General features: G+C 63.1%; 21 protein-coding genes. 16 read left to right on the top strand and 5 right to left on the bottom strand.

From position 1 onward, the window contains the following. Window positions 1–90: 90 nt before the first annotated feature. A complete protein-coding gene (gene asnB / locus AAGW05_RS10180) occupies window positions 91–2,775 on the bottom strand; it encodes an asparagine synthase (glutamine-hydrolyzing) (protein ID WP_411804405.1) in 2,685 nt (894 codons plus the stop codon). Between the two features lie 133 nt (window positions 2,776–2,908). Here asnB and pdxT point away from each other — a divergent pair, with 133 nt between their 5' ends. The 9 genes from pdxT to AAGW05_RS10135 all read left to right on the top strand — a co-directional run bounded on the left by pdxT (window position 2,909) and on the right by AAGW05_RS10135 (window position 12,865). Next, window positions 2,909–3,607, top strand: coding sequence for a pyridoxal 5'-phosphate synthase glutaminase subunit PdxT (pdxT, locus tag AAGW05_RS10175; protein WP_411804404.1), 699 nt, complete (start codon window positions 2,909–2,911; stop codon window positions 3,605–3,607). Window positions 3,608–3,609: 2 nt separating this feature from the next. After that, the gene (locus AAGW05_RS10170; RefSeq protein WP_411804403.1) at window positions 3,610–4,365 is read left to right on the top strand and encodes a YebC/PmpR family DNA-binding transcriptional regulator; all 756 of its coding nucleotides are present in this window, start codon (window positions 3,610–3,612) and stop codon (window positions 4,363–4,365) included. 3 nt (window positions 4,366–4,368) lie between these two features. Next, on the top strand, window positions 4,369–4,956 hold the full coding sequence (gene ruvC, locus AAGW05_RS10165) for a crossover junction endodeoxyribonuclease RuvC (RefSeq protein ID WP_411804491.1): 588 nt from the start codon (window positions 4,369–4,371) through the stop codon (window positions 4,954–4,956). Between the two features lie 76 nt (window positions 4,957–5,032). Beyond that, window positions 5,033–5,668: a Holliday junction branch migration protein RuvA gene (gene ruvA / locus AAGW05_RS10160; protein WP_411804402.1), complete on the top strand. Its 636-nt coding sequence runs from the start codon at window positions 5,033–5,035 to the stop codon at window positions 5,666–5,668. Window positions 5,669–5,680: 12 nt separating this feature from the next. Beyond that, a complete protein-coding gene (gene ruvB, locus AAGW05_RS10155; protein ID WP_411804401.1) occupies window positions 5,681–6,802 on the top strand; it encodes a Holliday junction branch migration DNA helicase RuvB in 1,122 nt (373 codons plus the stop codon). A 219-nt stretch (window positions 6,803–7,021) separates the two neighbouring features. Further along, complete coding sequence (gene yajC / locus AAGW05_RS10150) at window positions 7,022–7,462, top strand: preprotein translocase subunit YajC (RefSeq protein ID WP_411804400.1); 441 nt, start codon at window positions 7,022–7,024, stop codon at window positions 7,460–7,462. A gap of 114 nt (window positions 7,463–7,576) precedes the next feature. Then, the gene (secD, locus tag AAGW05_RS10145) at window positions 7,577–9,346 is read left to right on the top strand and encodes a protein translocase subunit SecD (RefSeq protein WP_411804399.1); all 1,770 of its coding nucleotides are present in this window, start codon (window positions 7,577–7,579) and stop codon (window positions 9,344–9,346) included. Beyond that, window positions 9,346–10,350 carry a protein translocase subunit SecF gene (gene secF / locus AAGW05_RS10140; protein ID WP_411804398.1) on the top strand — a complete coding sequence of 335 codons (1,005 nt, stop codon included), beginning with the start codon at window positions 9,346–9,348 and terminating at the stop codon, window positions 10,348–10,350. The genes secD and secF overlap by 1 nt, the downstream gene beginning before the upstream one ends. A gap of 145 nt (window positions 10,351–10,495) precedes the next feature. Next, window positions 10,496–12,865, top strand: coding sequence for a RelA/SpoT family protein (locus tag AAGW05_RS10135; protein WP_411804397.1), 2,370 nt, complete (start codon window positions 10,496–10,498; stop codon window positions 12,863–12,865). Here AAGW05_RS10135 and AAGW05_RS10130 read toward each other — a convergent pair. The 3 genes from AAGW05_RS10130 to AAGW05_RS10120 form a co-directional block, all read right to left on the bottom strand. Further along, window positions 12,832–13,470, bottom strand: a complete 639-nt coding sequence (locus AAGW05_RS10130) for a hypothetical protein (RefSeq protein WP_411804396.1) — start codon at window positions 13,468–13,470, stop codon at window positions 12,832–12,834. The two genes, AAGW05_RS10135 and AAGW05_RS10130, sit on opposite strands and share 34 nt — an antisense overlap. A gap of 248 nt (window positions 13,471–13,718) precedes the next feature. Further along, window positions 13,719–15,221 (bottom strand): DUF349 domain-containing protein, encoded by a 1,503-nt coding sequence (locus tag AAGW05_RS10125; protein ID WP_411804395.1) that lies wholly within the window; start codon window positions 15,219–15,221, stop codon window positions 13,719–13,721. A gap of 120 nt (window positions 15,222–15,341) precedes the next feature. Then, window positions 15,342–16,142, bottom strand: coding sequence for a peptidylprolyl isomerase (locus AAGW05_RS10120; protein ID WP_411804394.1), 801 nt, complete (start codon window positions 16,140–16,142; stop codon window positions 15,342–15,344). A 235-nt stretch (window positions 16,143–16,377) separates the two neighbouring features. Between AAGW05_RS10120 and hisS the strand changes: the two genes are divergently transcribed. From hisS to AAGW05_RS10105, 3 genes are all read left to right on the top strand, one after another. Further along, window positions 16,378–17,724, top strand: coding sequence for a histidine--tRNA ligase (hisS, locus tag AAGW05_RS10115; protein ID WP_411804393.1), 1,347 nt, complete (start codon window positions 16,378–16,380; stop codon window positions 17,722–17,724). A 97-nt stretch (window positions 17,725–17,821) separates the two neighbouring features. Beyond that, window positions 17,822–19,618: an aspartate--tRNA ligase gene (gene aspS, locus AAGW05_RS10110; protein WP_411804392.1), complete on the top strand. Its 1,797-nt coding sequence runs from the start codon at window positions 17,822–17,824 to the stop codon at window positions 19,616–19,618. Window positions 19,619–19,799: 181 nt separating this feature from the next. Beyond that, complete coding sequence (locus AAGW05_RS10105) at window positions 19,800–19,922, top strand: hypothetical protein (RefSeq protein ID WP_411804391.1); 123 nt, start codon at window positions 19,800–19,802, stop codon at window positions 19,920–19,922. 124 nt (window positions 19,923–20,046) lie between these two features. Here the strand turns inward: AAGW05_RS10105 and AAGW05_RS10100 are convergent, their stop codons facing one another. Further along, window positions 20,047–20,652: an acVLRF1 family peptidyl-tRNA hydrolase gene (locus AAGW05_RS10100; RefSeq protein ID WP_411804390.1), complete on the bottom strand. Its 606-nt coding sequence runs from the start codon at window positions 20,650–20,652 to the stop codon at window positions 20,047–20,049. Between the two features lie 40 nt (window positions 20,653–20,692). Here AAGW05_RS10100 and AAGW05_RS10095 point away from each other — a divergent pair, with 40 nt between their 5' ends. The 4 genes from AAGW05_RS10095 to AAGW05_RS10080 all read left to right on the top strand — a co-directional run bounded on the left by AAGW05_RS10095 (window position 20,693) and on the right by AAGW05_RS10080 (window position 23,937). Beyond that, window positions 20,693–22,150, top strand: coding sequence for a replication-associated recombination protein A (locus tag AAGW05_RS10095; RefSeq protein ID WP_411804389.1), 1,458 nt, complete (start codon window positions 20,693–20,695; stop codon window positions 22,148–22,150). Between the two features lie 351 nt (window positions 22,151–22,501). Then, window positions 22,502–23,128, top strand: coding sequence for a 30S ribosomal protein S4 (gene rpsD, locus AAGW05_RS10090; RefSeq protein WP_411804388.1), 627 nt, complete (start codon window positions 22,502–22,504; stop codon window positions 23,126–23,128). A gap of 164 nt (window positions 23,129–23,292) precedes the next feature. Beyond that, window positions 23,293–23,667 (top strand): DUF948 domain-containing protein, encoded by a 375-nt coding sequence (locus tag AAGW05_RS10085; RefSeq protein WP_411804387.1) that lies wholly within the window; start codon window positions 23,293–23,295, stop codon window positions 23,665–23,667. A 24-nt stretch (window positions 23,668–23,691) separates the two neighbouring features. Continuing rightward, entirely contained in the window at window positions 23,692–23,937 is a 246-nt protein-coding gene (locus tag AAGW05_RS10080; protein WP_411804386.1) for a hypothetical protein, read from the top strand. Window positions 23,938–23,979: the final 42 nt, after the last annotated feature.

Raw genomic sequence — 23,979 nt, 5'->3', positions numbered from 1 at the left:
TTCGCTTCCTGAAGCAGGAACGGCGGCGAAACCGAGGGTTTCGCCGCCGAACGTGGCTGACAGCCGGTGGGTACAGCCGGGAACTGCTTGTTACTTCTGGGTGAAAACCAGCGACATGGGTGTTGTCTCCGTGGTCTGGCCCTGCGGGTTGTCGCGGAAGATGTCTTCCAGGACGGCCTTGGGCAGCTTGGTGTCGTGGCCAAGGGCCACCACGCCGAGGTCGTTGGCATCCATGATGGCGGTGCCGGCGAAGGTTGCGGCGTACTCGGCCGGGACCAGGGCGCGGATCTGTGCGCTCAGGCGGGCAGCCACGCCGTCGGGGTCGATGGGTGCATACTTCACCGAGTGGGTGGAGGTGCCCACCTGGTAGCCTGCGGCGCCGTCGATCGCGTTGATGTTGTGTCCCACAACCTCGTAGAACACGCCCGACTTGCCCTGGAGCTTGCCGATCACCGAGCGCGCGGACGCGTACATGATTTTCGGCAGTCCCACCTCGTCAATGGCCAGCTGCATGGACCAGGGACTGGCCAAGCCGATGCCGCCGGGGTTGCGGGTGACGAATTTTGAGAAGATGCGTGCCGCGTTGGAGACCTTGATATCCCATACCGGGATGGACCTGCCCTGCGTCATGGCGACGATCTTTTCCGAAACGAACAGGTACCAGGGGGTGGCGGATGTGGCTGCCCCGTGGTCCCCGCCCGCGGTGGGCAGGCCGTCGAAGAAGCGCTTGACGTACGTCATCACTGCCGGGTCAAAGTCGGTCTCCTTGTAGAAAACCTCGGTGCGCAGCGGATAGCGACGGAACGTGCCCGCGCCGTTGTCAACCGTGATGTCAAGGTCCTTGTCGGCGTTGGGGATGTAGTCGCTCTTGCCCTCGATACCGGCCTTGACCTCCGGGGCATCGAAGAATTCACGCAGCCACAGCTCGGTGTTGATCAGGCGCCAGAACACCATGGTGGAACCTGCGGACTTGCCGCTGAGGTATTCCTCGAACGCGTAGATGACAGCGTCCTGGTTCCAGTACGGTCGGTTGCCGAAGGAGGAGGAAAGGAAGATCTCGTAGATCTTTTCCTTCATCAAGCCAAACCATTCGGCCTCGGGGGTGGTGAAGCCGATCTTGTTCCGGCGGTTGCTGATCATCTCGGGCAGAAGTTCGCGGGTGGCGTCGCGCAGGATGCGCTTGTTCCAGCCGCCCTTGATGATGGACTCGTCGTCGAGGCTGAAGAGGAACTTCACCACTTCCTTGTCCAGGAATGGCACGCGGCCCTCCAGGGAGAAGCGCATGGTGTTCTTGTCCTCGTAGCGCAGCACAGCCGGTAGGGACTTGTGGAAGAGGTCGTCGATGAGGCGAAGCTTCAGGTTGTCGGGGATGTTCGAGAACGTCTCCGACTTGTATTTGGCCGTGAACTTCTTGTTCAGCAGGGGAGTGATCCCGCTGGCCTTTTTCAAGGTGAGGGCGCCTTGGATGCGGAAGCGGGCCAGGCGGAACAGGATGTCCGAGCTGGACACGAGTTCCTTGGCAAGCTTTGCGTTGTGGCCGTTCTTCTTCAGCTGGCGCAGGTAGGCGAAGTAGTAAGGGATGTAGCCGGCCATCATTTCGTCGGCGCCCTGGCCGTCGAGCAGCACCTTGACGTGCTTGGAGGCCTCGCGCATCACCTGGTACTGGGCGTACGGGCCCGAGGAGATGATGGGCTCCTCCATGGTGCGCACAAAGTCCTCAAGGTCATCGACAAATTCGGTGGCCTGCGGGCGGATCTTGTGGCTGATGACGTTGCCTTCGCAACGTGCCAGCACGGCATCGGCGTACTTTTCCTCGTCATTGAGCGAGTTCGGGAACACCGCGGAGAACGTCTGCTGCCGGGCGCCGAGGGAATCGGTGGCGACGGCTTTTTCCTGCATGAGCTTGTTGATGGTCACCACGACGGCGGAGGAGTCAAGTCCGCCTGACAGTGCGGTACCCACGGGGACCTCTGACTGCAGGCGCAGGCGCACGCCCTCGGTAAAGCGTTCGCGGTACTCGTCGATGACTGCCTGCGAGTAAGGGGTTTCGACGTTGGCCAGTTCGGCCAGTTCCTCCTTAAAGCGGGTGTAGGAACTGATCGTGACCGTCCCGGCAGGGCCGGCGTCGGAATCGACCGTGTTCACCACAAGCTTCTCGCCGGGCATCAACTTCTGCACGCCGGCAAAGAACGTTGCGGGCTCGTCGTCGTGGATCCGGAACTGAAGGTAGCGGTAGAGGATGCGCTCATCCACCCCGGGCTCAATCTTGTTCGCGGCAAGCAGCGGCTTGATCTCCGAACCAAACAGCAGCGTGGGGGCCTCGGTGGTGCCGGCCGTTGCGTAGTACAGCGGCTTGATGCCGAAGTGGTCGCGGGCCAGCACCAGGCGGTTGCTCCGGCGGTCGTGGATGGCGAAGCCAAACATGCCGTTGAAACGGTCAAACGCGGCGTCGCCCCACTCTTCGTAGGATTGCAGCACCACTTCGGTGTCCGACTTGGTGGTGAAGGTGCGCCCCAAAGCCTCGAGCTCGGCCCGCAGCTCCAGGTAGTTGTACACCTCGCCGTTGTAGACCAGCACGATCTGCCCGTCGGCACTGTACATGGGCTCCTGGCCGTGGGCCACGTCAATGATGGAAAGGCGGCGGTGTGCCAGCCCTACGTTGCCCTGCGTGTAGACGCCCTCACCATCAGGGCCGCGGTGCACCATGCACGCATTCATCTGCTGCAACAGGGGTTCGTTCTCCCCATAACCGTAGTAACCGGCGATTCCGCACATACTTACTTACCTCATCTTTAGTACGTCAGTCCTGCTGACCAATGCTACTTGCTTGCGGGGCCCTCCCCGCCCACCCCGCACGGCGAGTAACGGAAGTTATCCGTGTGAGATAGCGCCCATCTAAGATGAAATCGTGACTTTTGACTCCGTTTCCAGCGCCCCTGTCCCATCCCGCACAGGACCCGTCGTGGGCGTCCTGGCGCTTCAAGGCGACTTCCGTGAACACGCCCGTGCCATCGAGGAATGCGGCGCGCGGGCGGTCACCGTCCGCCGCCCCGGCGAGCTGGCAGGCATTGACGGGCTGATCATTCCCGGCGGCGAGTCAACCACCATCGACAAGCTCAGCCGCAGCTTTGGCCTGCGCGAGCCCATGGTTGAGCGCATCGCCGGCGGGCTGCCCGTCTACGGAAGCTGCGCGGGCATGATCATGCTGGCCGATGAGATCGCCGATCCCGCCACCGACCTGGCCGGAAACCCGCAGCAAACCCTGGGCGGCCTCGACATCACGGTGCGCCGAAATGCCTTCGGCCGCCAGGTTGATTCCTTTGAAACGGAACTTGATTTCAGGGGCCTGGCCCCGGCAGGTGAGCCCGAATCGCCACTGCATGCCGTGTTCATCAGGGCGCCCTGGGTTGAGCGTGTCGGACAGGGCGTACAGGTGCTGGCCGCGGTGAATCTGCCCGGCGCCGCGCAAAACGCTAGGATTGATTCAGAAGTTCGTGCTGTTGCCGTTCGTTCGCAACATTTGCTGGCCACCTCATTCCATCCGGAAGTGACAGGGGAGCGCCGCATCCACGAACTGTTTATTCGAATGATTAAAGGAGAAGCGTAACCATGTCAGGCCACTCCAAATGGGCAACAACCAAGCACAAGAAGGCGATTCTTGACAGCCGTCGCGCCAAGTCATTCGCCAAACTGATCAAGACCATCGAAGTTGCCGCCCGTGGCGGCGGGCCTGACATGGCCGGCAACCCGGCACTGGAACTTGCCGTATCGAAGGCGAAGAAGACCTCCGTTCCGGCAGACAACATCGACCGCGCCATCAAGCGCGGCGCCGGCCTTCTCGGCGAGGCCGTCGACTACCAGACCATCATGTACGAGGGCTACGGCCCCCAGGGTTCGGCGATCCTGATCGAGTGCCTCACGGACAACAAGAACCGTGCAGCCTCCGAGGTGCGCCTGGCCGTTGGCCGCAACGGCGGCAACATGGGCGATCCCGGTTCGGTTGCCTACATGTTCACCCGCAAGGGCATCGTGGGCCTGCCCAAGAACGGTCTCAGCGAGGATGACCTGCTCATGGCAGTGCTCGACGCAGGCGCCGAAGAGGTCAAGGACCAGGGCGACAGCTTCGAGATCATCTGCGACACCCAGGACCTGCCGGCCGTCCGTGCAGCCCTGAACGAGGCAGGCATTGAATATGAATCAGATGAAGCAGGCTTTGTACCCTCCATGCAGGTTGAACTCGATGTCGAGAACGCCCGCAAGTTCATGAAGATCTACGATGCGCTGGAAGATCTGGATGACGTCCAGAACATCTACTCCAACGCCGACATGAGCGCCGAAGTTCTCGCTGCCCTCGAAGAGGACTAGGACCTGCGAGTAATAGGGGTTGACCCGGGTCTGACCCGGTGCGGGCTCGGCGTCGTCGACGTGGCCCCCAACCGTACGGCCACCCTGGTGGGTGTCGGTGTGGTGGGCAGCACGCATGAACAAACCCAAGCCGTCCGGCTGCTGGTCATTGCGGATGCGATTGACCAGTGGCTGGACGCGTTTAAGCCCGACGTCCTGGCCATCGAGCGTGTCTTCGCCCAAACGAACCTCAGCACCGTCATGGGCGTCGCGCAGGTGTCCGGCGTCGTCATGGTGGCTGCCGCCCGGCGCGGGATCCCCGTGGCCATGCACACGCCCTCGGAGGTCAAGGCCGCCGTGACGGGCAACGGCCGCGCGGACAAAGCCTCGGTTACCGCCATGGTCACCAGGCTGTTGCGTCTGTCCGAGCCGCCCCGCCCGGCGGATGCCGCCGACGCCCTGGCTCTGGCCATTGCCCATGCCTGGCGCAGCGGCAATTCCTTTGCCGCCAACTCCGAAGGGACGACGGCGGCCCAGCAGCTGTGGCGCGACGCCGAAAGCAAGTCGCGGGTCAAGAAGAACAAGGAAAAGCCGGCTCCGAAGTGGAACTAGTTGCTAGTAAGTATGTTCGATACACTGGTTGTACTTCAGTGGTCCAAAAGTTCGGTTTTTCCAAGGAGCAGTTGCAATGATCAGTTTTGTCCGTGGTCCGGTCGCCCAGCTTTCCCTGGCCCATGTAGTCCTTGACGTCAACGGCGTCGGAATGCTGGTCCATGCAACGCCCAAGACCCTTGGCAAGCTGCGCGAGGGGGAGGAGGCCACGATCACCACCGCCATGATCGTGCGTGAAGACTCCATGACCCTCTACGGCTTCGCCGACGAGCAGGAACGTGAGGTGTTCGACGCCCTGCTGACAGTCAGCGGCATCGGTCCCAGGCTCGCACTGGCCGTCCTGTCAGTGCTTGAACCGGAAAGCATCAGGATCAGTGTTGCCAACGGCGACGGCAAGGCGTTCACCAAGGTTCCCGGGGTCGGGCCAAAGGTCGCCGGCCGGATTGTCCTGGAGCTCAAGGGCAAGCTGAAGCCCACGGGTGCCGCCCCTTCCTCGGCGCCCGAAGCTTCTGCGGCGATGGAATGGAAGGACCAGGTTGTGGCCGCCATGACGAGCCTGGGCTGGAACGAAAAGGACGCGCTGAAGGCGATCGATGCCGCGGTGGCTGCCGATCCCGAGCTGGCCGAGGGTGCCAATGTGCCCGCCGTGCTGCGGGCAACACTGCGCTGGCTGGGCCAGGACAACACCCGGACCAGGACGGGTGTGCGGTAGGCAATGGCTGGCATGGAAGATGCAATCCCGCTCCTGCCGGGACAAATAAGCATCGGCGGCGATACGGCGTCCGCCGGGCGCGGGGCGGCCCATGAGCTGGCAGTTCCCGCGGCCGAGCCCGAGGAACGCGAGCTTGAGGCCGCGCTGCGGCCCAAGAACCTCGATGACTTCGTCGGCCAGGAGCGGGTGCGCAAGCAACTGGCCCTCGTCCTTGCGGCATCGAAGATCCGCGGCCGCAGTGCCGACCATGTTCTCATGTCGGGCCCTCCCGGGCTGGGCAAGACAACACTTGCCATGATTGTCGCGGCCGAAATGAACGCGCCGCTGCGGATCAGCTCCGGACCTGCCATCCAGCACGCGGGGGACCTGGCCGCCATTCTGTCTTCGCTCACCGAAGGTGAGGTGCTCTTCCTTGACGAAATCCACCGCATGTCCAGGCCTGCGGAGGAAATGCTCTACATGGCCATGGAGGATTTCCGTGTGGACATCATCGTGGGCAAGGGTGCCGGGGCAACCGCGATTCCCCTGGAGCTGCCGTCCTTCACGCTGGTGGGGGCAACAACCCGTGCAGGGTTGCTGCCCGGGCCGCTGCGTGACCGGTTTGGTTTTACCGGCCACCTCGAGTTCTACTCGGTGGCCGAGCTGGAGCTTGTCCTGCGCCGTTCGGCCGGAATGCTCGACCTGAAGCTGACAAGTGCGGGATTTGCCGAAATTGCCGGCCGGTCACGCGGAACACCCCGCATCGCCAACAGGCTCCTACGGCGCGTGCGTGACTGGGCGCTGGTCCATGGCATCGAAACCATCGACGCGAGGTCATCCTCCGCCGCCCTTGACATGTATGAGGTGGATGCCAGGGGCCTTGACCGCCTGGACAGGTCGGTGCTTGAGGCGCTTGTCACCAAGTTCAATGGCGGGCCGGTTGGCTTGTCAACACTGGCGATTGCCGTCGGGGAAGAGCCCGAAACGGTGGAAACCGTCGCCGAACCATTCCTTGTCAGGGAGGGCCTGCTGGGCAGGACGCCGCGTGGGCGCATCGCGCTGCCCGCCGCCTGGGAGCACCTTGGCCTAAAGATGCCCGGAAATGCCGTGGCATCGGCCATGCTGCCCTTTGACGGGGACGGCGCCGACTCCTGAACATGACGCGACAGGTCATTGGGTGCGGGCCAAGGGGCGCAAAACCGCCTTATTACGCCAGTGGCTGACGTATTTTGCCGTCGTTGCATCAGATTAGGGGTCATTGTTGGTGTTATTAACATCCGACGTCCAGCTTTACCGCGTAGACTGGTATGACGTCCGGCACGTTTGCGGCGTGTTCGACATCCACTGATTACCTTAATGAATGGAACTCCAGCTGTGTCTTTCAGCAGTATTTTGGCCACTGACCCCGCCCCCCAGGCAGGTCTCCTGAGCCCCATGAACCTCCTTTTGTTCGCCATGTTTGCCCTGCTCATCATCATGATGATCCGCAAGCAGAAGAAGACCAAGGCCGCCGCGCAGGAGAAGCGTTCAAAGCTGGCCCCCGGCGTCGAGATGATGACCAACTTCGGACTGTTCGGAAAAGTCCTCGCCATCGACGAGGACGAGAACAAGATCCTCTTGGAAATCTCCCCCGGAACCACTGCCACGGTGCACAGCCAGACGGTCGCCAAAATCATTGAGCCGCAGGACGTCGACGCCATCGTGCCCGACGACGCCTCCTCGCTGACCATCGGTCTGGAGAAGAAGAACGTGGAAGGGGAAACCGTTGAGGATTCCCTCGAGCGCCTGAAGAACGAAAACAACAAAGACAACTAGCCTTTTCCGGGTTGGCCGCTGCTTCGCCACAGACTGTGTGGCGAGGCAGCATCGCCATGTTCATCGTTGCGCACTGCGCACACAAAACCCGTGACAAATAAGAAGGATCCCTTGATGGCACGAACCGGTCCGACGTCCACAGCCCGCAGAACTCTTCTGTGGCTCGCGGCGATCATCATTGCATGCACCGTGGCAGTAGGTGGCGGCGTTCTTGCAGGGGCCGTCAACTGGGCGCCAAAACTCGGCCTTGACCTTGAAGGCGGCACCCAGATGATTCTGGCGCCGAAGATTGATGGCAAGGACAGTATCTCCGCAGAACAGCTGGACCAGGCCGTGTCCATCATTCGCCAGCGTGTTGACGGTTCGGGTGTTTCCGAAGCCCAGATCACCACCGAGGGTGGCAAGAACGTTGTTGTGAGCATGGCAGGCAAGCCCACTGATGAAGAGCGCAACCTCATCAAGGCCTCGGCCAACATGAACTTCCGCCCCGTCATCGTGGCAAGCCAGGGCCCTGCCGGTGCAACACCGGTGGCTGGCCGGACACCTGCCGACAAACTTCCCGTGCCCACCGCGGCACCCCTGAATGCGAGCGATCCGAACTGGATTGATGCAGCTGTCATGAAGGACTTTGAGGCCACCAGCTGCGTCCCGCCCTTGACCGAGCGTCCGACAACCTCGGATCCGGCCAAGCCGCTTGTCAGCTGCGAGCCGGGCTCCGGCATCAAGTACATCCTTGGACCTGTGGAGATCCCCGGCAAGTGGATCAAGAATGCCACCTATGGCCTGAAGCCCGGCGCCAACGGTGCCACCACCAATGAGTGGTCCGTCCAGCTGACCCTTGAGAAGCCTGAGGGCGCCGCAGCATTCAAGGCCGTCACCCAGCGTCTGTACTCCAAGTACATGGCCAACCCGAACGACCCCCAGGCCCGCTTTGCGATCGTCCTGGATGACAGCATTGTTTCGGCACCGGCTTCCCAGGCCGTCATATCCGACGGGCAGTCTTCCATCACGGGACAGTTCACCGAAGCCAGTGCCAAGGCCCTCGCGGACCAGCTGAAGTTCGGTTCACTGCCGATCAGCTTTGGCATCCAAAGTGAAATTCAGATTTCCGCGACACTTGGCCTGCAGCAACTTGAAATGGGCCTGCTGGCCGGTTTGATCGGTCTGCTCCTGGTGGTCATCTACTCACTCTTCCAGTACCGTGCACTCGGCCTCGTCACGATCTTCTCGCTCGTCATTGCCGGCCTTCTGACCTACCTGGCCATCCTCCTGCTTGGCTGGACCGAAAATTACCGCCTGACCCTTGCCGGTGTCGCGGGTATCATCGTTGCCATCGGCCAAACCGCCGACTCGTTCATTGTCTACTTTGAACGTGTCAGGGATGAACTGCGCGACGGCCGCGGCCTGATTGCCGCCGTGGAGAACGGCTGGGCGCGTGCCAAGCGCACCATCCTTGCCTCAAAGGCCGTGAACATCCTGGCATCGCTGGTCCTGTACTTCGTATCGGTGGGCAGCGTGAAGGGCTTTGCCTTCACCCTGGGCCTGACAGCAGTCGCCGACCTCATCGTCGTCTTCATGTTCACCCACCCCATGCTGCAGTTGCTGGCACGCACCAAGTTCTTTGGTGAGGGCCACCACTTCTCCGGTCTTGACCCTGTCCAGCTTGGTGCCATTCCGCTGTACCGCGGTGCAGGCCGCTTCCGCACCCCGGAAGAGAGCGTGGAAGTGGCCAAGGGCAAGAACGCCCGCGCCGCAGGAGAAGCCGAACGCCGGCAGACCATCGCCGAACGCCGCCTTGCGGCCAAGGAAAAGCAAATGGTTGGCAGCCGGGGCGCAGGAGCCGCAAAGTCCGAGTCAAGCGACGACTCCAAGGAGATCAACTAATGAAGAGCTTCGCCACTTTCGGCAACGAACTGTACACCGGTGAACGGTCCTACGAGTTCGTTGGCAAGCGCAAGATCTGGTTCAGCATTGCCGGGTTGGCCGTCCTGATTTCCATCCTGATCCCCATTCTCGGAGGCGGCTTCAACTTCGGCATTGATTTCCGCGGCGGGTCGCAATTTACCATCTCCTCGGTGTCCAAGCCCGATGTCACGATCGGTGCGAAGGCCGTTGGCGAAGTAGCGCCGGGCGCGGATGCCGTTGTCACAAACATGGCCAGCGACACCATCCAGGTGCAGACGAACACGCTGACAGACGACCAGACCATCAAGGTCAAGAACGCGCTGAAGTCCGCCTATGGCGTGACGGAAGACCACATCACCTCGACCTTCGTCGGGCCCACCTGGGGTGCCGACGTCTCACGCCAGGCCGTCATCGGATTCATCGTGTTTGTGCTCCTTGCCACGATCCTGATGGCCCTGTACTTCCGCACCTGGCGAATGTCGATTGCCGCCATGGTCGGACTGCTGGTTGTCATGGTTGTGACGGCGGGAATCTACGCAGCCTCCAGCTTCGAGGTCACGCCGTCGGCCATCATCGGATTCCTGACGATTCTGAGCTATTCCCTGTACGACACAGTGGTGGTGTTCGATAAGATCCGTGAAAACACCCATGACATCACCAAGTCGACACGGCGCACTTTTGCAGGTGAAGTCAACCTTGCAGTGAATCAGACGCTGGTGCGCTCCATCAACACCATGATGGTTGCGATCCTTCCGGTTGGCTCGATCCTGTTCATCGGTGCACTGCTGCTGGGTGCAGGCACGCTCCGCGACCTGTCCCTTGCGCTGTTCATCGGCATCATCGTGAGCACGTTCTCCACGATCTTCGTGGCCGCCCCCATGTACTCATGGTTGCGCGAGCGCGAGCCGGAACTGATCAAGCAGGCCAAGAAGGTCCAACAACATCAAGTAGCTGTCAGCGCCGCCAGGGTCGACGCCGTTTAGCAGTCCAGTGCCCGGCCCGCCAGGGCCTGGGGAATAGCCGGGGTCCGATGCCATGCATCTGGCCCCGGCTTTATTTTGGTCAGGATTTCCCGCAGCGCACCTTAGACTGGATTAATGCCCCGCAGCGGGGGCGCATGGTGTGCAAATGCGTAAGGGAGGTAGTGCGTTGAACGGTGACCCGCCCTCGCATGAAATTGTGACTGGGACCAGCGGCGGGCCGGCATCCGATGCCGGCAGTTCCGTTGCGCTCCCGGAGGAACCGCGCCCCACCTTTCCCGGGCGCCGCGAACGGACACGGTCCCGGCTTGCCCGGTTGACCGGATGGTCCACGGAAAGCTACTCGCCTATTTTGGAGCCTTTGCTGCGCATTGTGCGCGCAAGGAATCCCAAAGAGGACTTTGACCTGATCCAACGGGCGTTTTCCGTTGCCGAAAAATACCACGAGGGCCAAAAGCGCAAGAGTGGCGACCCGTATATCACCCATCCCGTTGCCGTTGCAACGATCCTCGCGGAAATGGGCATGACCGGAAGCACCCTTGCGGCCGCGCTGCTGCACGACACGGTCGAGGACACTCCCTACACGCTGGCCGAGCTGGAACGGGACTTCGGCCACGAAATCACCGTCCTTGTGGACGGCGTGACGAAGCTTGACAAGGTCGAGTTTGGGGACGCCGCACAGGCCGAAACGGTGCGCAAGATGGTCATTGCCATGGCGAAGGACATCCGCGTGCTCGTCATCAAGCTGGCAGACAGGCTGCACAACGCGCGTACGTGGCGCTTTGTCTCGGCCGCCTCCTCGGGGAAGAAGGCAAGGGAAACCCTTGACATCTTCGCCCCGCTGGCGCACCGCCTGGGCATGAACGCCGTCAAGTGGGAGCTCGAGGAGCTCTCCTTTGCCGCGCTGTACCCCAAGGTGTATGAAGAGATTGTCAGGATGGTCCAGGACCGTTCCCCGGAGCGCGAGAAACAGCTGAGCATCATCAGGCGCGAAATCGTTGATGCGATGCGGGTCTCCAAGCTCAAGGCCGATATCACGGGCCGGCCCAAGCATTACTATTCCATCTACCAAAAGATGGTTGTCCGCAACAAGGACTTTGACGACATCAACGACCTGATCGGTGTCCGCGTCATTGTGGATTCCGTGGGTGACTGTTATGCGGCACTGGGCCAGATCCACGCCCTGTGGACCCCGCTGGTCGGACGCTTCAAGGACTACATTGCGCTGCCAAAGTTCAACATGTACCAGTCACTGCACACCACCGTGGTTGGCCCCGGCGGCAAGCTTGTTGAAATCCAGATCCGAACCCTTGAAATGCACCAGCGTGCCGAGTACGGCGTTGCCGCGCACTGGAAGTACAAGTCAGGCAACAAGGCCCCTGTCACCGTCCAGGAGGACATGAACTGGCTGCGGTCCCTGCTTGACTGGCAGCAGGAGACAAGCGACTCCAACGAGTTCCTTGAGTCGCTGCGGTATGAGATGAATTCCAAGGAAGTGTATGTCTACACGCCCAAGGGAAAGATCATTGCGCTGCCCGAGGGGGCAACCCCCGTCGACTTCGCCTATTCCGTGCATACCGAAGTAGGCAACCGGACCATTGGGGCACGCGTCAACGGCAAGCTTGTGCCGCTGAACAGCGAATTGTCCCATGGCGACACGGTGGAGATCTTCACCAACAAGGCCGAGGGTGCCGGGCCAAGCCAGGACTGGCAGAACTTCGTCAAGAGCGCCCGCGCCAGGAATAAGATCCGCCAGTGGTTCACCAAGGAACGCCGCGACGAGTCCATTGAAAAAGGCAAGGAACTGCTGACAAAGCAGATGCGCAAGCAGAACCTTCCGCTGCAAAAAATGATGACCCACGACGGACTCCTTGCCGTCACGGAGCACTTCCACTACCAGGACATCGCAGGCCTTTACGCGGCAGTCGGCGACGGCCACACATCGGCCCAGTCGGTGGTTGAGCGCCTGCGCGACATGCTGGGCATCAGCGACTACGTCGAGGACGCGCCGGCGCTCGTTGACACTCACGTCTCCAACGCCCGTTCGCGTATTTCCGAATCGGGCGTGATAGTCCATGGCATGGGGGATGTGCTGGTCAAGCTGGCGCGGTGCTGCACCCCTGTCCCGCCCGACCCGATCTCGGGATTTGTCACCAAGGGATCGGGCATCTCGGTGCACAGACAGGACTGCCCCAATCTGGTGCACATGAAGAACGAGCCCGACAGGCTCGTGGATGTGGAGTGGGCGCCCACCCAGTCAGGGGTGTTCCTGGTGGAAATACAGGTTGAGGCCCTTGACCGAAAGAGCCTGCTTGCCGACGTGACACGTGTGCTCGCCGAGAGCCACGTGAACATCCTTGCCGCCGGCGTCAGCACCACACGCGACCGTGTGGCCATGTCAAAGTTCGCATTCGAGATGGGCGATCCGAAGTACCTTGACCACGTGCTCAACTCGGTGCGGCGCATTGACGGGGTCTTTGACGTCTACCGCTCAACCGGCTCCCACCGCCGCGCCTGAATCACGGCACCGGGACGCCTCTGGAGCATGCCCCGAAGCAGTTCCTGGCCCCTGAGCTTTCCTGGCACGTGGGCGGCTGTGCGCAGTGCCTCCCCGACACGTTCGAGGGGGCAGCGCAGTGCCGCCCTGGCGGCCATTCGCTCCAGAACTTCCCTGGCAATATCTTCCGGAGCCGTACGTGCGACGTCAAGTGCTGTGCGCAGCGGGCCGGTGACCTGGATGCCGCCAATGGTTTGCACGTCGCCGGCCTCCAGGTTTACCTGCCGCAATGTGCAGCCGCTGAAGGGTGGCAGGGAAGCACTCTTCCCACCGTGGCCCTGCAGGAGGGAAATGACCTGCGGCGGGGAAGCGCAGCCGTAGACCCATGCGGCCGACAGTTGCCCCAAAGCCGCCCTGTGGGCCAGTGCGGCGGGAACATGGAACGCCAGTGCGGCAGCGCGAAGCCCCGGCGTCTCAACGGCCCCGGCGGGGTGGAAGGCCTGGCCAAAAACCGGTGCGAGGACTCCGTCGATCGTCATGGCCTGAAGTTCGGCCAGCACAAACAGCGTGCCCGGGACCATCAGGTCCACGTCGGAAGGTGTATCGGAAGCAGCGGGATCGTTCATAAGCCCACACTGCACCTTAGCGATGGCAAGCAAAAGGCCCCCGTGCCAGATTGTGGACAACCCGGCCCGGAGGCCCCGTAAATATGAAATGGAACGTTGGGCCCACGCGCCCGATATACAGTTCTGTTGGGCCCACGCCGGGCCCACGCGCCCGATAGACAGCTCTGTTGGGCCCACGCTGGGCCCACGCGCCCGAGGGACCCAATGTGTTGGTCGCTCGCGACCAACACATTGGGAGGGCGTGGGGACTACGAGAAGTCCGCTGCTGCCTTCTGGATCTGCTCCAGCCACAGCTGGCGGGCTGCCAGTGCGTCGGTTGCCTTGGCGACCTTGCGGGCGTCTCCGGCCTTCTCTGCCGCTTCGAGGTCTTCCTTCAGGCCGGCGATGGTGGCTTCGAGCTGGCTCAGGGCGCTGCTGGTGCGTGCCTTGGCTTCGGGATCGCTGCGGCGCCAGTTGTCTTCGTCGGCGGCGCGAACGGCGTCCTCAACCTTGCGCAGGCCTGCCTCAACACGCTGCATGTCGTTGCGGGGAACCTTGCCGGCTTCCTCCCACCGGTCGCGGATGTTCTGCAGGGCCTTCTTGGTGGAGTTGAGGTCCTTGATCGGAAGCAGGGCTTCTGCCTCGGCAATCAGGGCCTCCTTCACCACAAGGTTGGCACCGAATTCCTCATCGAGGGCGTTGTTGGCTGCCTGGCGGGCGGCGAAGAACTTGTCCTGTGCGCCGCGGAAACGGGCCCAGAGGGCGTCATCGTCCTTGCGGCTGGCGCGGGGTGAGGACTTCCACTGATCCATGAGACGGCGGTATTCCCCTGCGGCGAAGCCCCACTCGGTTGACGTAGCCAATTCCTCGGCGGCCTCGATCAAGGACTCCTTGGCGGACTTGGCGGCAGCGTTGTTGTTGTCAAGCTGCGAGAAGTAGGCGCGGCGGTGGCGGTCGAACACGGTGCGGGCGCTGCGGAAGCGCTTCCACAGTCCCTCTTCCGTTGCACGGCCCAGGCGCATGCCCGACTTCTGGGCCTGCTTCCAGAACTCAAAGAGTTCGTTCATGCGGGAGCTGCTGACCTTCCACTGGATCGATGTGGGGTCTTCGGCGGCGATGGCTTCTGCTTCGGCAACGATTGCCTCGCGTGCTGCAAGTTCCACTGCGCGGGCGGCGTCGTGGGCGGCGCGCTCGGTGGCGGCCAGGGCCTTGATGTTTGCCTCAAGGGCGTCGAGGCGGGCCAGTGCGGTGTTCACGTCGCCGACGGAGGTGCGTTCGCCAAGCTGCTCACGCAGGTGCACAACAGTCTTGTTCATGTCTGTGGTGGGTGCCTTGGCCTCGACGCGCTGCTCAAGCAGGGCGACCTGAGCCAGGATCTCATCGAACTTGCGCACGAAGTAGGCCAGTGCCTCGTCCTTGGTGGCACCCGGGTACTGGCCCACGGGGAACTCTTCGCCGTCAAGGATCAAAAAGACGTGGCCGTCTTCCTCTGCGCGGCCAAACTTGGCAGCTTCTGCCAGGTCGACGGCGGGCGCGGCGGCGGCTGCGGCCGGAGCCGGGGCGGCAGTCGCGGCGGGGGCCTTGGGCCGGGCGGCAAATGCTGCCGGCGACGGTGAGGCGGCGGGCGCGGGAACCGGGGCGGGAACGGCAGGGGCCGCCGTCGTGCCTTCCTCGGCAATAACTACTGCCTCGATAGTTGCGTCATGCCCCTCAGTTGAGCCGGGCTCAGTTGTTGAGGCAAGTGTTTCGTCGGATTCTTGACTGTGTGTCACCGCTAAAAGTCTTTCGCTTGATGGAAACTGGCAGGTTTTGCGTGGGGGTCTGGCCGGGACCCCGATGCTGCTTTTCCTGACGTGGGCACGCGAATGCCACACCGGAAGGCCGCTTGAAAATTACTTGAGCTGGAACGAGTCTATCGTCACTGGGGTCTTGGGTGCACCGTCGGTGGCGCCATCCTTGATCCCGTCCTTGGCAATGGCTGAGACAACGTCGAGGCCGCTGGTGACCTTTCCGAGAATGGTGTAGCCGCCGTCCTGCTGGCCAAGGGTGGTGTCCTTGAAGGTGATGAAGAACTGCGTGCCATTGCTGTTAACGCTGCTGGAGCGGGCCACCGCAATGGTTCCGGCGGGGTACATGCCGTTGGCCGGGGTGTTTTCAACCGGGCCCCACTGGTAGCTGGGATCGCCGGCGCCGTCGCCCTTGAGCGAGCCGCACTGCAGGACGCCGAAGTTGGGCGCGTCGGCCAGGCGGTGGCACGTCTTGCCCGTCATGAAGCCGGTGTCGGCCAACGACTTGAACACGGCGGCGGCCTGGGGCGCCTTGGTGCCGTCAAGTTCCACGCCAAGCGGCTGGCCGTTCAGGCTCAGCGTTCCGGTGAACGTCTTGCCCTTGGCCGTGTCGGCCTTGGGGACCGAGGGGCTGTTGGTTCCGGGAGCGGCGCTCTTGGACGCCGTGGCACTTTCTGAAGGGGCACCTGGGGCTGCGGGGGCGGCGTTACCTGTTGTGGCGTCCTTGGGTGAGAACACCGTCAGGGCCAGCACGATGGCGATGGCCAGGGCGGCTCCAATGGCGATGAAGGCGATCAGGTTGTCGCGCTTGCGGCGCTTCAACTTGTCCTGGTGCACGGCCTGATTGGCCTTCATGCGTGCCACACGTGCCTTTGCCTCATGGTTGGACTTGTTGCTGTTGACCAACTGTGCCTCTCCTTCAATGTGAGCGGTATGTTTACCCGGCGCGGCAATGAAACCAGCGGGGTAGGTTAGGGGTGGACCGCCAAACCTTATAAAATGGCAGCCGGTGCCAGTTTACCCATGCAACGCTCGCACAGCGTCGAGCATGACAGGGTCAACCACGCACCATGACGAATACCCGCCCCGCCGGATCCTGTGACAGACCCATGATCCGGTGCATGTTAGGAGAGCAACACCCATGGCACGCAACGCCTCCTTGTCAGGTTTTCCCGAGTGGCTTCCCGAGGAGCGGCTGGTGGAACAGCACGTGTTGGATACGCTGCGGCGCACCTTCGAGCTTCACGGCTTTAGCTCCATCGAAACCCGGGCGGTGGAAACCGTGGGGCATCTGCTGCGCAAAGGTGAGATTGATAAGGAAGTGTACGGCCTGTCCCGGCTGCAGGACGACGACGGGAACACCGCCGTGGCAGCCAAGGACGACCCCAACGCGCTGGCCCTCCACTTTGACCTCACTGTGCCCTTTGCCCGCTACGTAGTGGAAAACGCCGGCTACCTCTCCTTCCCGTTCCGCCGCTACCAGATCCAGAAGGTGTGGCGCGGCGAGCGTCCGCAGGAGGGCCGCGCCCGCGAATTCACCCAGGCCGACATCGACGTGGTGGCCGACGGCGAACTTCCTTTCCGCTATGACGTTGAGCTTGCGCTTGTCATCGCCGAGGCGCTCTCCGCACTTCCCATCCCGGCCTTCAAGCTGCGGATCAACAACCGCAAGCTCGCCGAGGGTTTCTACCGCGGCATCGGCCTGACCGACACCGCAGGGGTGCTGCGCAGCATCGACAAACTGGAAAAGATCGGCGCCGAGAAGGTTGCCGAGCTGCTCAAAAACGAACTCGGCGCCACCGATGAACAGGCCGCCAAGGCACTGGCCCTTGCCTCCATCCGCACCGAAGACACCTCCTTCGTTGCCGCCGTGCGCGCCCTCGGCGTCACCGAGGAACTGATGGAGGAAGGCCTGAACGAGCTCGAACAGGTCATCGCCGCAGCCGTAAAGGCCGCACCCGGCTCCGTTGTGGCAGACCTGTCCATTGCCCGAGGACTGGACTACTACACGGGCACTGTCTACGAGACAGTGCTGGTGGGCCACGAGGCCCTGGGGTCCATCTGCTCCGGCGGACGCTACGATGCCCTGGCCTCCAAGGGCAACCGCAAGTTCCCCGGCGTCGGCCTGTCCATCGGCGTCACCCGTCTCGTGGCCCGAATCCTGAGCCAGGAATTCGCTGCCGCTTCCCGCAGCGTTCCCACGGCTGTTCTTATCACGCTGGCCGATGAGGACAGCTGGTCCGAGGCACAGGACGTGGCTGCATCCCTGCGATCCCGCGGCATCTCCACCGAGGTCGCCGCAAAGGCCGACAAGTTCGGCAAGCAGATCAAGTACGCCGACAAGCGCGGCATCCCGTACGTCTGGTTCACCGACGAGGACGGCGCGCACCAGGTCAAGGACATCCGCTCCGGCGCCCAGGTTGCCGCTGACCCCGCCGTCTGGATGCCGCCAGCCGTTGACCTGACACCGCAAATCGTCAAGGCCTAGCCCGACCACCGGCACATCGAAACACCGGTAAACTTTTAGACAAACACTCTTTGAAGCCCGGAATCGCGGGCTGAAAACCACCATTGAAAGGAATGCTGTGCTGCGCACACATGACCTGGGCTCCCTGCGGGCAGAACATATTGGCCAAACCGTCACACTTTCGGGCTGGGTAGCCCGACGCCGCGACCACGGCGGAGTGGCCTTCCTTGATCTGCGCGACGCCTCGGGCATTGCCCAGATCGTGGTGCGTGAGGAAGAAGTGTTCCACGCGCTGCGCAACGAATTCGTCCTGCAGATCACCGGAACAGTGTCCCGGCGCCCCGAAGGCAACGAAAACCCGGCCCTCGCCACAGGTGAGATCGAGGTCATGGCCGATGACGTCGTGGTGCTTAACGAAGCAGCACCGCTGCCGTTCCAGGTTGATGAGCACGTTGAGGTTGGTGAGGAAGCACGCCTGAAGCACCGCTACCTTGACCTGCGCCGCCCGGGCATGCAGCGCAACATGCGCCTGCGCTCCGAGGCCAACCGGGTTGCCCGCAACCTGCTGCACGATCAGGGCTACATCGAGATCGAGACCCCCACGCTGACGCGTTCCACCCCCGAGGGCGCCCGCGACTTCGTGGTGCCTGCACGCCTGGCTCCCGGCTCCTGGTACGCTCTGCCGCAGTCCCCGCAGCTGTTCAAGCAGCTCCTGCAGGTCGGTGGCTTCGAGAAGTACTACCAGATTGCCCGCTGCTACCGCGACGAGGACTTCCGCGCGGACCGCCAGCCGGAATTCACCCAGCTCGACATCGAGGCTTCCTTCGTTGACCAGGATGACATCATCGCCCTGGGCGAGAAGATTGTCGCCGAGCTGTGGAAGCTGATCGACGTTGAAATCCCGATGCCGATCCAGCGCATGACCTACCGCGACGCCATGGCACGCTTCGGCTCGGACAAGCCGGACCTGCGCTTCGGCCAGGAACTGACCGATTTGACCGAGTTCTTCAAGGACACCGAATTTGGCGTCTTCAAGGCTCCCTACGTTGGCGCCGTCGTCATGCCCGGCGGCGCCTCACAGCCCCGCCGCCAGCTCGACGCCTGGCAGGAATGGGCCAAACAGCGCGGCGCCAAGGGCCTTGCCTACGTCCTGATCAAGGAAGAGGGCGAGCTCACCGGGCCTGTCGCCAAGAACCTGACTGACGCCGAGCGTGCCGGCCTGGCCGACGCCGTGGGCGCCACAACCGGCGACGCCATCTTCTTCGCAGCCGGCGAGGTCACCCCCTCACGCGCCCTGCTCGGTGCAGCCCGGGTCGAGATCGGCCACCGCACCGGCCTGATCAACCCGAAGGACTGGGCCTTCGTCTGGATTGTTGACGCACCCATGTTCGAACCAACCAGCGTTGCCGTCGGTTCAGGGGACGTGGCCCTTGGCCACAGCGCCTGGACGGCCGTGCACCACGCGTTCACCTCACCCAAGCCCGAGTTCATGGACAACTTCGACACCGATCCGGGCGAGGCGCTGGCGTACGCCTACGACATCGTCTGCAACGGCAACGAAATCGGTGGCGGTTCCATCCGTATCCACCGCCGCGACATCCAGGAGCGCGTGTTCGGTGTCATGGGCATCTCCGAGGCGGAGGCTGACGAGAAGTTCGGCTTCCTGCTCGACGGCTTCAAGTTCGGCGCCCCGCCGCATGGCGGAATCGCCATTGGTTGGGACCGTGCCGTCTCCCTCTTGGCCGGTGTCGACTCCATCCGCGACGTCATTGCGTTCCCGAAGTCCGGTGGCGGCTACGATCCGATGACCGAGGCTCCGGCCCCGATCACGCCGCAGCAGCGCAAGGAAGCCGGCGTTGACTTCAAGCCTGAGGCCAAGAAGGCTGAGCCTGAGGCCAAGCCCGAAGAGAAGTAGCACCAGTAAAAAATGCCGGTCACCCCCCTTGGGTGGCCGGCATTTTTGCGTCCTGGTCACCCTTTAGCGACCTCCGATGGTGAACCCGGCGGGAACCGGGCTCACTTTTAGCGCATGTGGCGTTATTCATCGAAAACGACGACGGACTCCCCGCCCATGAGGTGCCCGATAGGCGTGTGCGATGACCAAAACGGCAACCGTCAGCCTTGACTGCCTTGAGCACCTCATGAACGTGGCCTGGCCCGCCGCTGCGCCGGTTGACCCGGAAGCCGCTCACCAGGCGTCCTCAAAACGCAGGCCTTGAGCTGTGGTGGCGCGTCGACGGCAGGGGAGGGGACCCCGAACGTGACATCGCCAAAGTGATTCTGTCGGGGGCGCCTTCCACTAACGCAACGGCCGCGGCCCAGGCCGGTGCGGCAGCCACCGCCTCAGGTCCCGGCGTCGGTGATTCTGATCCGGATGGCGCAAAAGTCGGCCGCTGCGCGTGTCAGGACATCCATCTTCGGATCCGTCACCGGCAGGGGGGCGAGCCTGGGCAGTGGCGCATGCTTGCGCAGGGGTTGTGAAGCAAGCACGGACTCCACCAGCTGCCTGTCCCCGCCCGTCGCCAGATATTCAAAGCTGTGGCCGGCAAAAATTCGGGCCGCTTCGGCGGCGGCGCGTTCCACCGTTGCGGCGCCCGCATCCCCGCCGCGGGATCGGGCCGAGGCGGTGCCCACCTTGTGGGCCTCCAGCTTTCCGGCGGTGGCGACGCCAACGGCAAAGCCTGCGCGCCGCACCAGGACCAGGCCCATGGAGCGTTCCTGGGACGCCAGCGAAACCAGCCGTTCGAGCAGGTCGGCGCCGCGCCCGGGGCGCCCGTCGTCGGGCCATGGCGGGGTGAGCACCGCCGCGGCGCCGTCGCACATTCGCAACAGCACGCCGTCGTCCGTGTCCTGCAGGGACTCCCGCCCATCATGGGCTGCGGAAAAGCGCTCCAGCCAGCCTGTCAGGCGGGAGGCGGGAACAAGTGCGGTGCGGGTGGCGGCATTCACGCCTGCCAGCCTATCCGCATCGGGGCGATAGCCTAGAGGGGTGAGTGACCTTTTTAGCAGCGCCTTTGACAGCGACGACGCAGACGACGCCGGATCCCTCACCTTTGGGGGCACCCGCGACGGGCAGGTGGCGCGGCCGCGCAGCCCGCTTGCCGTGCGCATGCGCCCGCGCTCCTTGGATGAGGTGGTGGGCCAGCAGCACCTGCTTGGTTCCGGATCGCCGCTGCAGATGCTGGCTGCCGGTGGCAGTGCGGGCGGGCCCGCCGGACCGGCGTCGGTCATGCTGTGGGGACCTCCGGGAACAGGAAAGACCACTCTGGCCCATGTGATTGCCCGCGGGCCGGGCCGTAAATTCGTTGAGCTGTCGGCCATCACGGCCGGCGTGAAGGATGTCCGCCGGGTCATGGACCAGGCGCTGAGCGACAGGGACCTGCACGGGCGGACCACGGTGTTGTTCCTGGATGAGATCCACCGCTTCAACAAGGCCCAGCAGGATGCACTGCTGCCTGGCGTGGAAAACCGCTGGGTGGTGCTGATCGCCGCGACCACCGAAAATCCGTCGTTCTCCGTCGTGGCCCCGCTGCTCTCGCGCTCGATCCTGCTGACCCTGCAGCCGTTGACGAATGCCGACATCCAGGGACTACTTGAACGAGCCGTTGCCGACCCGCGCGGCCTCGACGGGCTTGTCAGCGTCACCGACGAGGCCATGGACCACCTGGTGCGCCTGGCCAGCGGCGACGCGCGGCGCGCCCTGACCACGCTGGAAGCGGCCGCCGGTGTGGCGTTGTCCGAACTCGAGGACGCCGATGCAGGGGGCGCGGGGGATGTGCCCGGCGATGGCGGGCCGGTTGTTGTCGACCTGGCCATTGCCGAACGGGCCATTGACGCCGCCGCCGTGCGCTACGACAGGGCTGGCGACCAGCACTACGACATCATCAGTGCCTTCATCAAGTCGGTGCGCGGCTCGGATGTGGATGCGGCCCTGCACTATCTGGCGCGCATGCTTGAGGCTGGGGAGGACCCGCGCTTTATCAGCCGACGGATCATGATCTCCGCCGCAGAGGACGTGGGCATGGCGGATCCAACGGCGTTGCAGACTGCCGTTGCCGCCGCCCAGGCCGTGGCGCTCATCGGCATGCCCGAGGCCCGGATCATTCTCGCCGAGGCGGTGGTCCATGTGGCGACGGCGCCCAAGTCGAACGCGGCCTACAACGGCATCAACGCCGCCATTGCCGATGTCAGGGCTGGGCGGGGGACCACGGTTCCACCGCCGCTGCGCGACGCCCACTACGCCGGATCCGCAGGATTGGGGCACGGCAAGGGCTACATCTACTCCCACGATTCCCCGCACTCGATCGCCGCCCAGCAATATGCCCCGGATGACCTGGTGGGCCGCAACTACTACGTTCCGACGGCGAACGGCCACGAACGGGACCTCGGCCCCAGGCTGGCAAGGCTGCGGGAAATCATCCGAGGCACCCCGCCCGCCAAGGGTTGAGCGGCGGGGCTGATCCGGCAAGATTAGTGGCGCCCGCACGCCGAAGACGGTCCCAACCTGCGAAACACCCGTCGGGCCACGTCGTTTTCGCGGCTTGGCCCAGTCTTGGCGCAAGAGGCCGGGCTACGGCGCCCTCGAACTGCGGGCTCCCGCCGCTGGATGGTAGAGTTAAGGCCGCACTGGCAAGCCCTGGCTCCATGCACAACACAAAAGCTGAATCGGCGGGTATTTTCCGCGCCCTTTCGTGGTTTGTTGTTCATGCCCAGGTGCTGCAGCGAAGGGCCGCAACAGCCCCAGCTCTCCACAATGGAGGCCAGAACACATACAAGTTGCAATATTGGAAGGACACAAGTGGCTAACAACACACGTGCCCGCCGTCAGGCACGCCTTTCGCGTGCCCTCGGCATTGCCCTGACTCCCAAGGCCGCCAAGTACCTGGAACGCCGCCCGTACGGCCCCGGTGAGCATGGCCGCGCCCGCAAGAAGCAGGACAGCGACTACGCGGTACGTCTGCGTGAAAAGCAGCGTCTGCGCGCCCAGTACGGCATCCGCGAAGCACAGATGACCCGTGCCTTCGAAGAAGCCAAGCACACCAAGGGCATGACCGGTGAAAACCTGGTTGAGATCCTGGAAACCCGTTTGGATGCCCTCGTCCTGCGTGCCGGCTTCGCCCGCACCACGGCACAGGCCCGCCAGCTGGTTGTGCACCGCCACATCATGGTCGACGGCGCCCGCGTGGACCGCCCGTCGTTCCGCGTTGCCGAGGGTCAGCTGATCCACGTGCACCCGCGCAGCCAGACCATGGTTCCGCTGCAGCTTGCTGCAGCCGGCGCCCACCGCGACGTGCTCCCCGCCGTCCCGGCATACTTGGATGTGAAGCTGGAGAGCCTGCAGGCCCGCCTGGTTCGCAAGCCCAAGCGTGTTGAGGTTCCCGTAACCTGTGAAGAGCAGCTCGTCGTTGAATTCTACTCACGCTAAATTTCCTTAGCGCGCAGTAGGGCTCGAATCATTCGAAGCTTGAAACACAAAACAGCCCGTGGCATCCGCCACGGGCTGTTTTGTAGCCAAGACACCCGTACTCTTCGGTAAGGTACATAGGTGCAGACAATCAGGAACGAGCAAGGAACAGAGGCGGCGCGAGCATGAGTGGTGGCGATATTGCAGGACTGATTGCGGCTGGCGTCTTTGCCATCCTTGTGGCCATGCTGGCCGTGCCGATCTTTAAGCTCGGCCGCGTATTTGACGAAATCCGCACCACGATCAGGCAAATTGGCGACGGCACCACACCTCTCATAGACGAGGTCACGGCCACGGTTGCCACAACCAACACCCAGCTGGGCAAGGTTGACGGTATATCCAACAACGTTTCCGATGCGACCGCCAACATTTCGGCTCTCTCAGCCCTCGTGGCCGCCACGGTCGGCTCACCGCTGATCAAGGTTGCAGCCTTTTCCTACGGTGTCCGCCAGGCTTTTGCCGGCCGGGGCAAGCCCGTCCGTGCCAAGCGCAGCCGCTAGCAGAAGCCACCTAAGGAAAAGACCATGAAGAAAATCTTTTGGCTCGGCGTCGGCATCACCATCGGCGTGATCGCGGCCCGCAAGATTGCCGCCGCACAGGGCGCCATCGGCCCCGAAGGCCTCAACCGTGCCGTCGGCCGGGTGAGCGACGCCGTCCATGACTTCGCGGACGCCCTGCGTGAGAACATGGATGAACGGGAAAACGATTTGCGGCTCGCCCTGGGGATTGACCAGGCACCCAGCGTTTCACGCTTCGACGCACGCCGTTAAAGAATTCACAACGCAATATTTTTCGAACCACGCAAACTTAAG

It is taken from the genome of Arthrobacter sp. LAPM80 (assembly GCF_046736435.1).
Taxonomy (GTDB): domain Bacteria; phylum Actinomycetota; class Actinomycetes; order Actinomycetales; family Micrococcaceae; genus Specibacter.
The sequence above is the reverse complement of the archived record's forward strand: the minus strand, read 5'-3'. Positions and strand labels throughout refer to the sequence as shown.

Excerpts from the sequence above, each read along its gene's own strand:
- AAGW05_RS10135 (WP_411804397.1), top strand. The coding sequence starts at position 10,496 with ATGCGTAAGGGAGGTAGTGCGTTGAACGGTGACCCGCCCTCGCATGAA.
- secD (WP_411804399.1), top strand. The coding sequence starts at position 7,577 with ATGGCACGAACCGGTCCGACGTCCACAGCCCGCAGAACTCTTCTGTGG.
- ruvA (WP_411804402.1), top strand. The coding sequence starts at position 5,033 with ATGATCAGTTTTGTCCGTGGTCCGGTCGCCCAGCTTTCCCTGGCCCAT.
- AAGW05_RS10105 (WP_411804391.1), top strand. The coding sequence starts at position 19,800 with ATGACCAAAACGGCAACCGTCAGCCTTGACTGCCTTGAGCACCTCATG.
- ruvB (WP_411804401.1), top strand. The coding sequence starts at position 5,681 with ATGGAAGATGCAATCCCGCTCCTGCCGGGACAAATAAGCATCGGCGGC.
- AAGW05_RS10085 (WP_411804387.1), top strand. The coding sequence starts at position 23,293 with ATGAGTGGTGGCGATATTGCAGGACTGATTGCGGCTGGCGTCTTTGCC.
- secF (WP_411804398.1), top strand. The coding sequence starts at position 9,346 with ATGAAGAGCTTCGCCACTTTCGGCAACGAACTGTACACCGGTGAACGG.
- AAGW05_RS10130 (WP_411804396.1), bottom strand. The coding sequence starts at position 13,470 with ATGAACGATCCCGCTGCTTCCGATACACCTTCCGACGTGGACCTGATG.
- AAGW05_RS10170 (WP_411804403.1), top strand. The coding sequence starts at position 3,610 with ATGTCAGGCCACTCCAAATGGGCAACAACCAAGCACAAGAAGGCGATT.
- asnB (WP_411804405.1), bottom strand. The coding sequence starts at position 2,775 with ATGTGCGGAATCGCCGGTTACTACGGTTATGGGGAGAACGAACCCCTG.
- hisS (WP_411804393.1), top strand. The coding sequence starts at position 16,378 with ATGGCACGCAACGCCTCCTTGTCAGGTTTTCCCGAGTGGCTTCCCGAG.
- AAGW05_RS10080 (WP_411804386.1), top strand. The coding sequence starts at position 23,692 with ATGAAGAAAATCTTTTGGCTCGGCGTCGGCATCACCATCGGCGTGATC.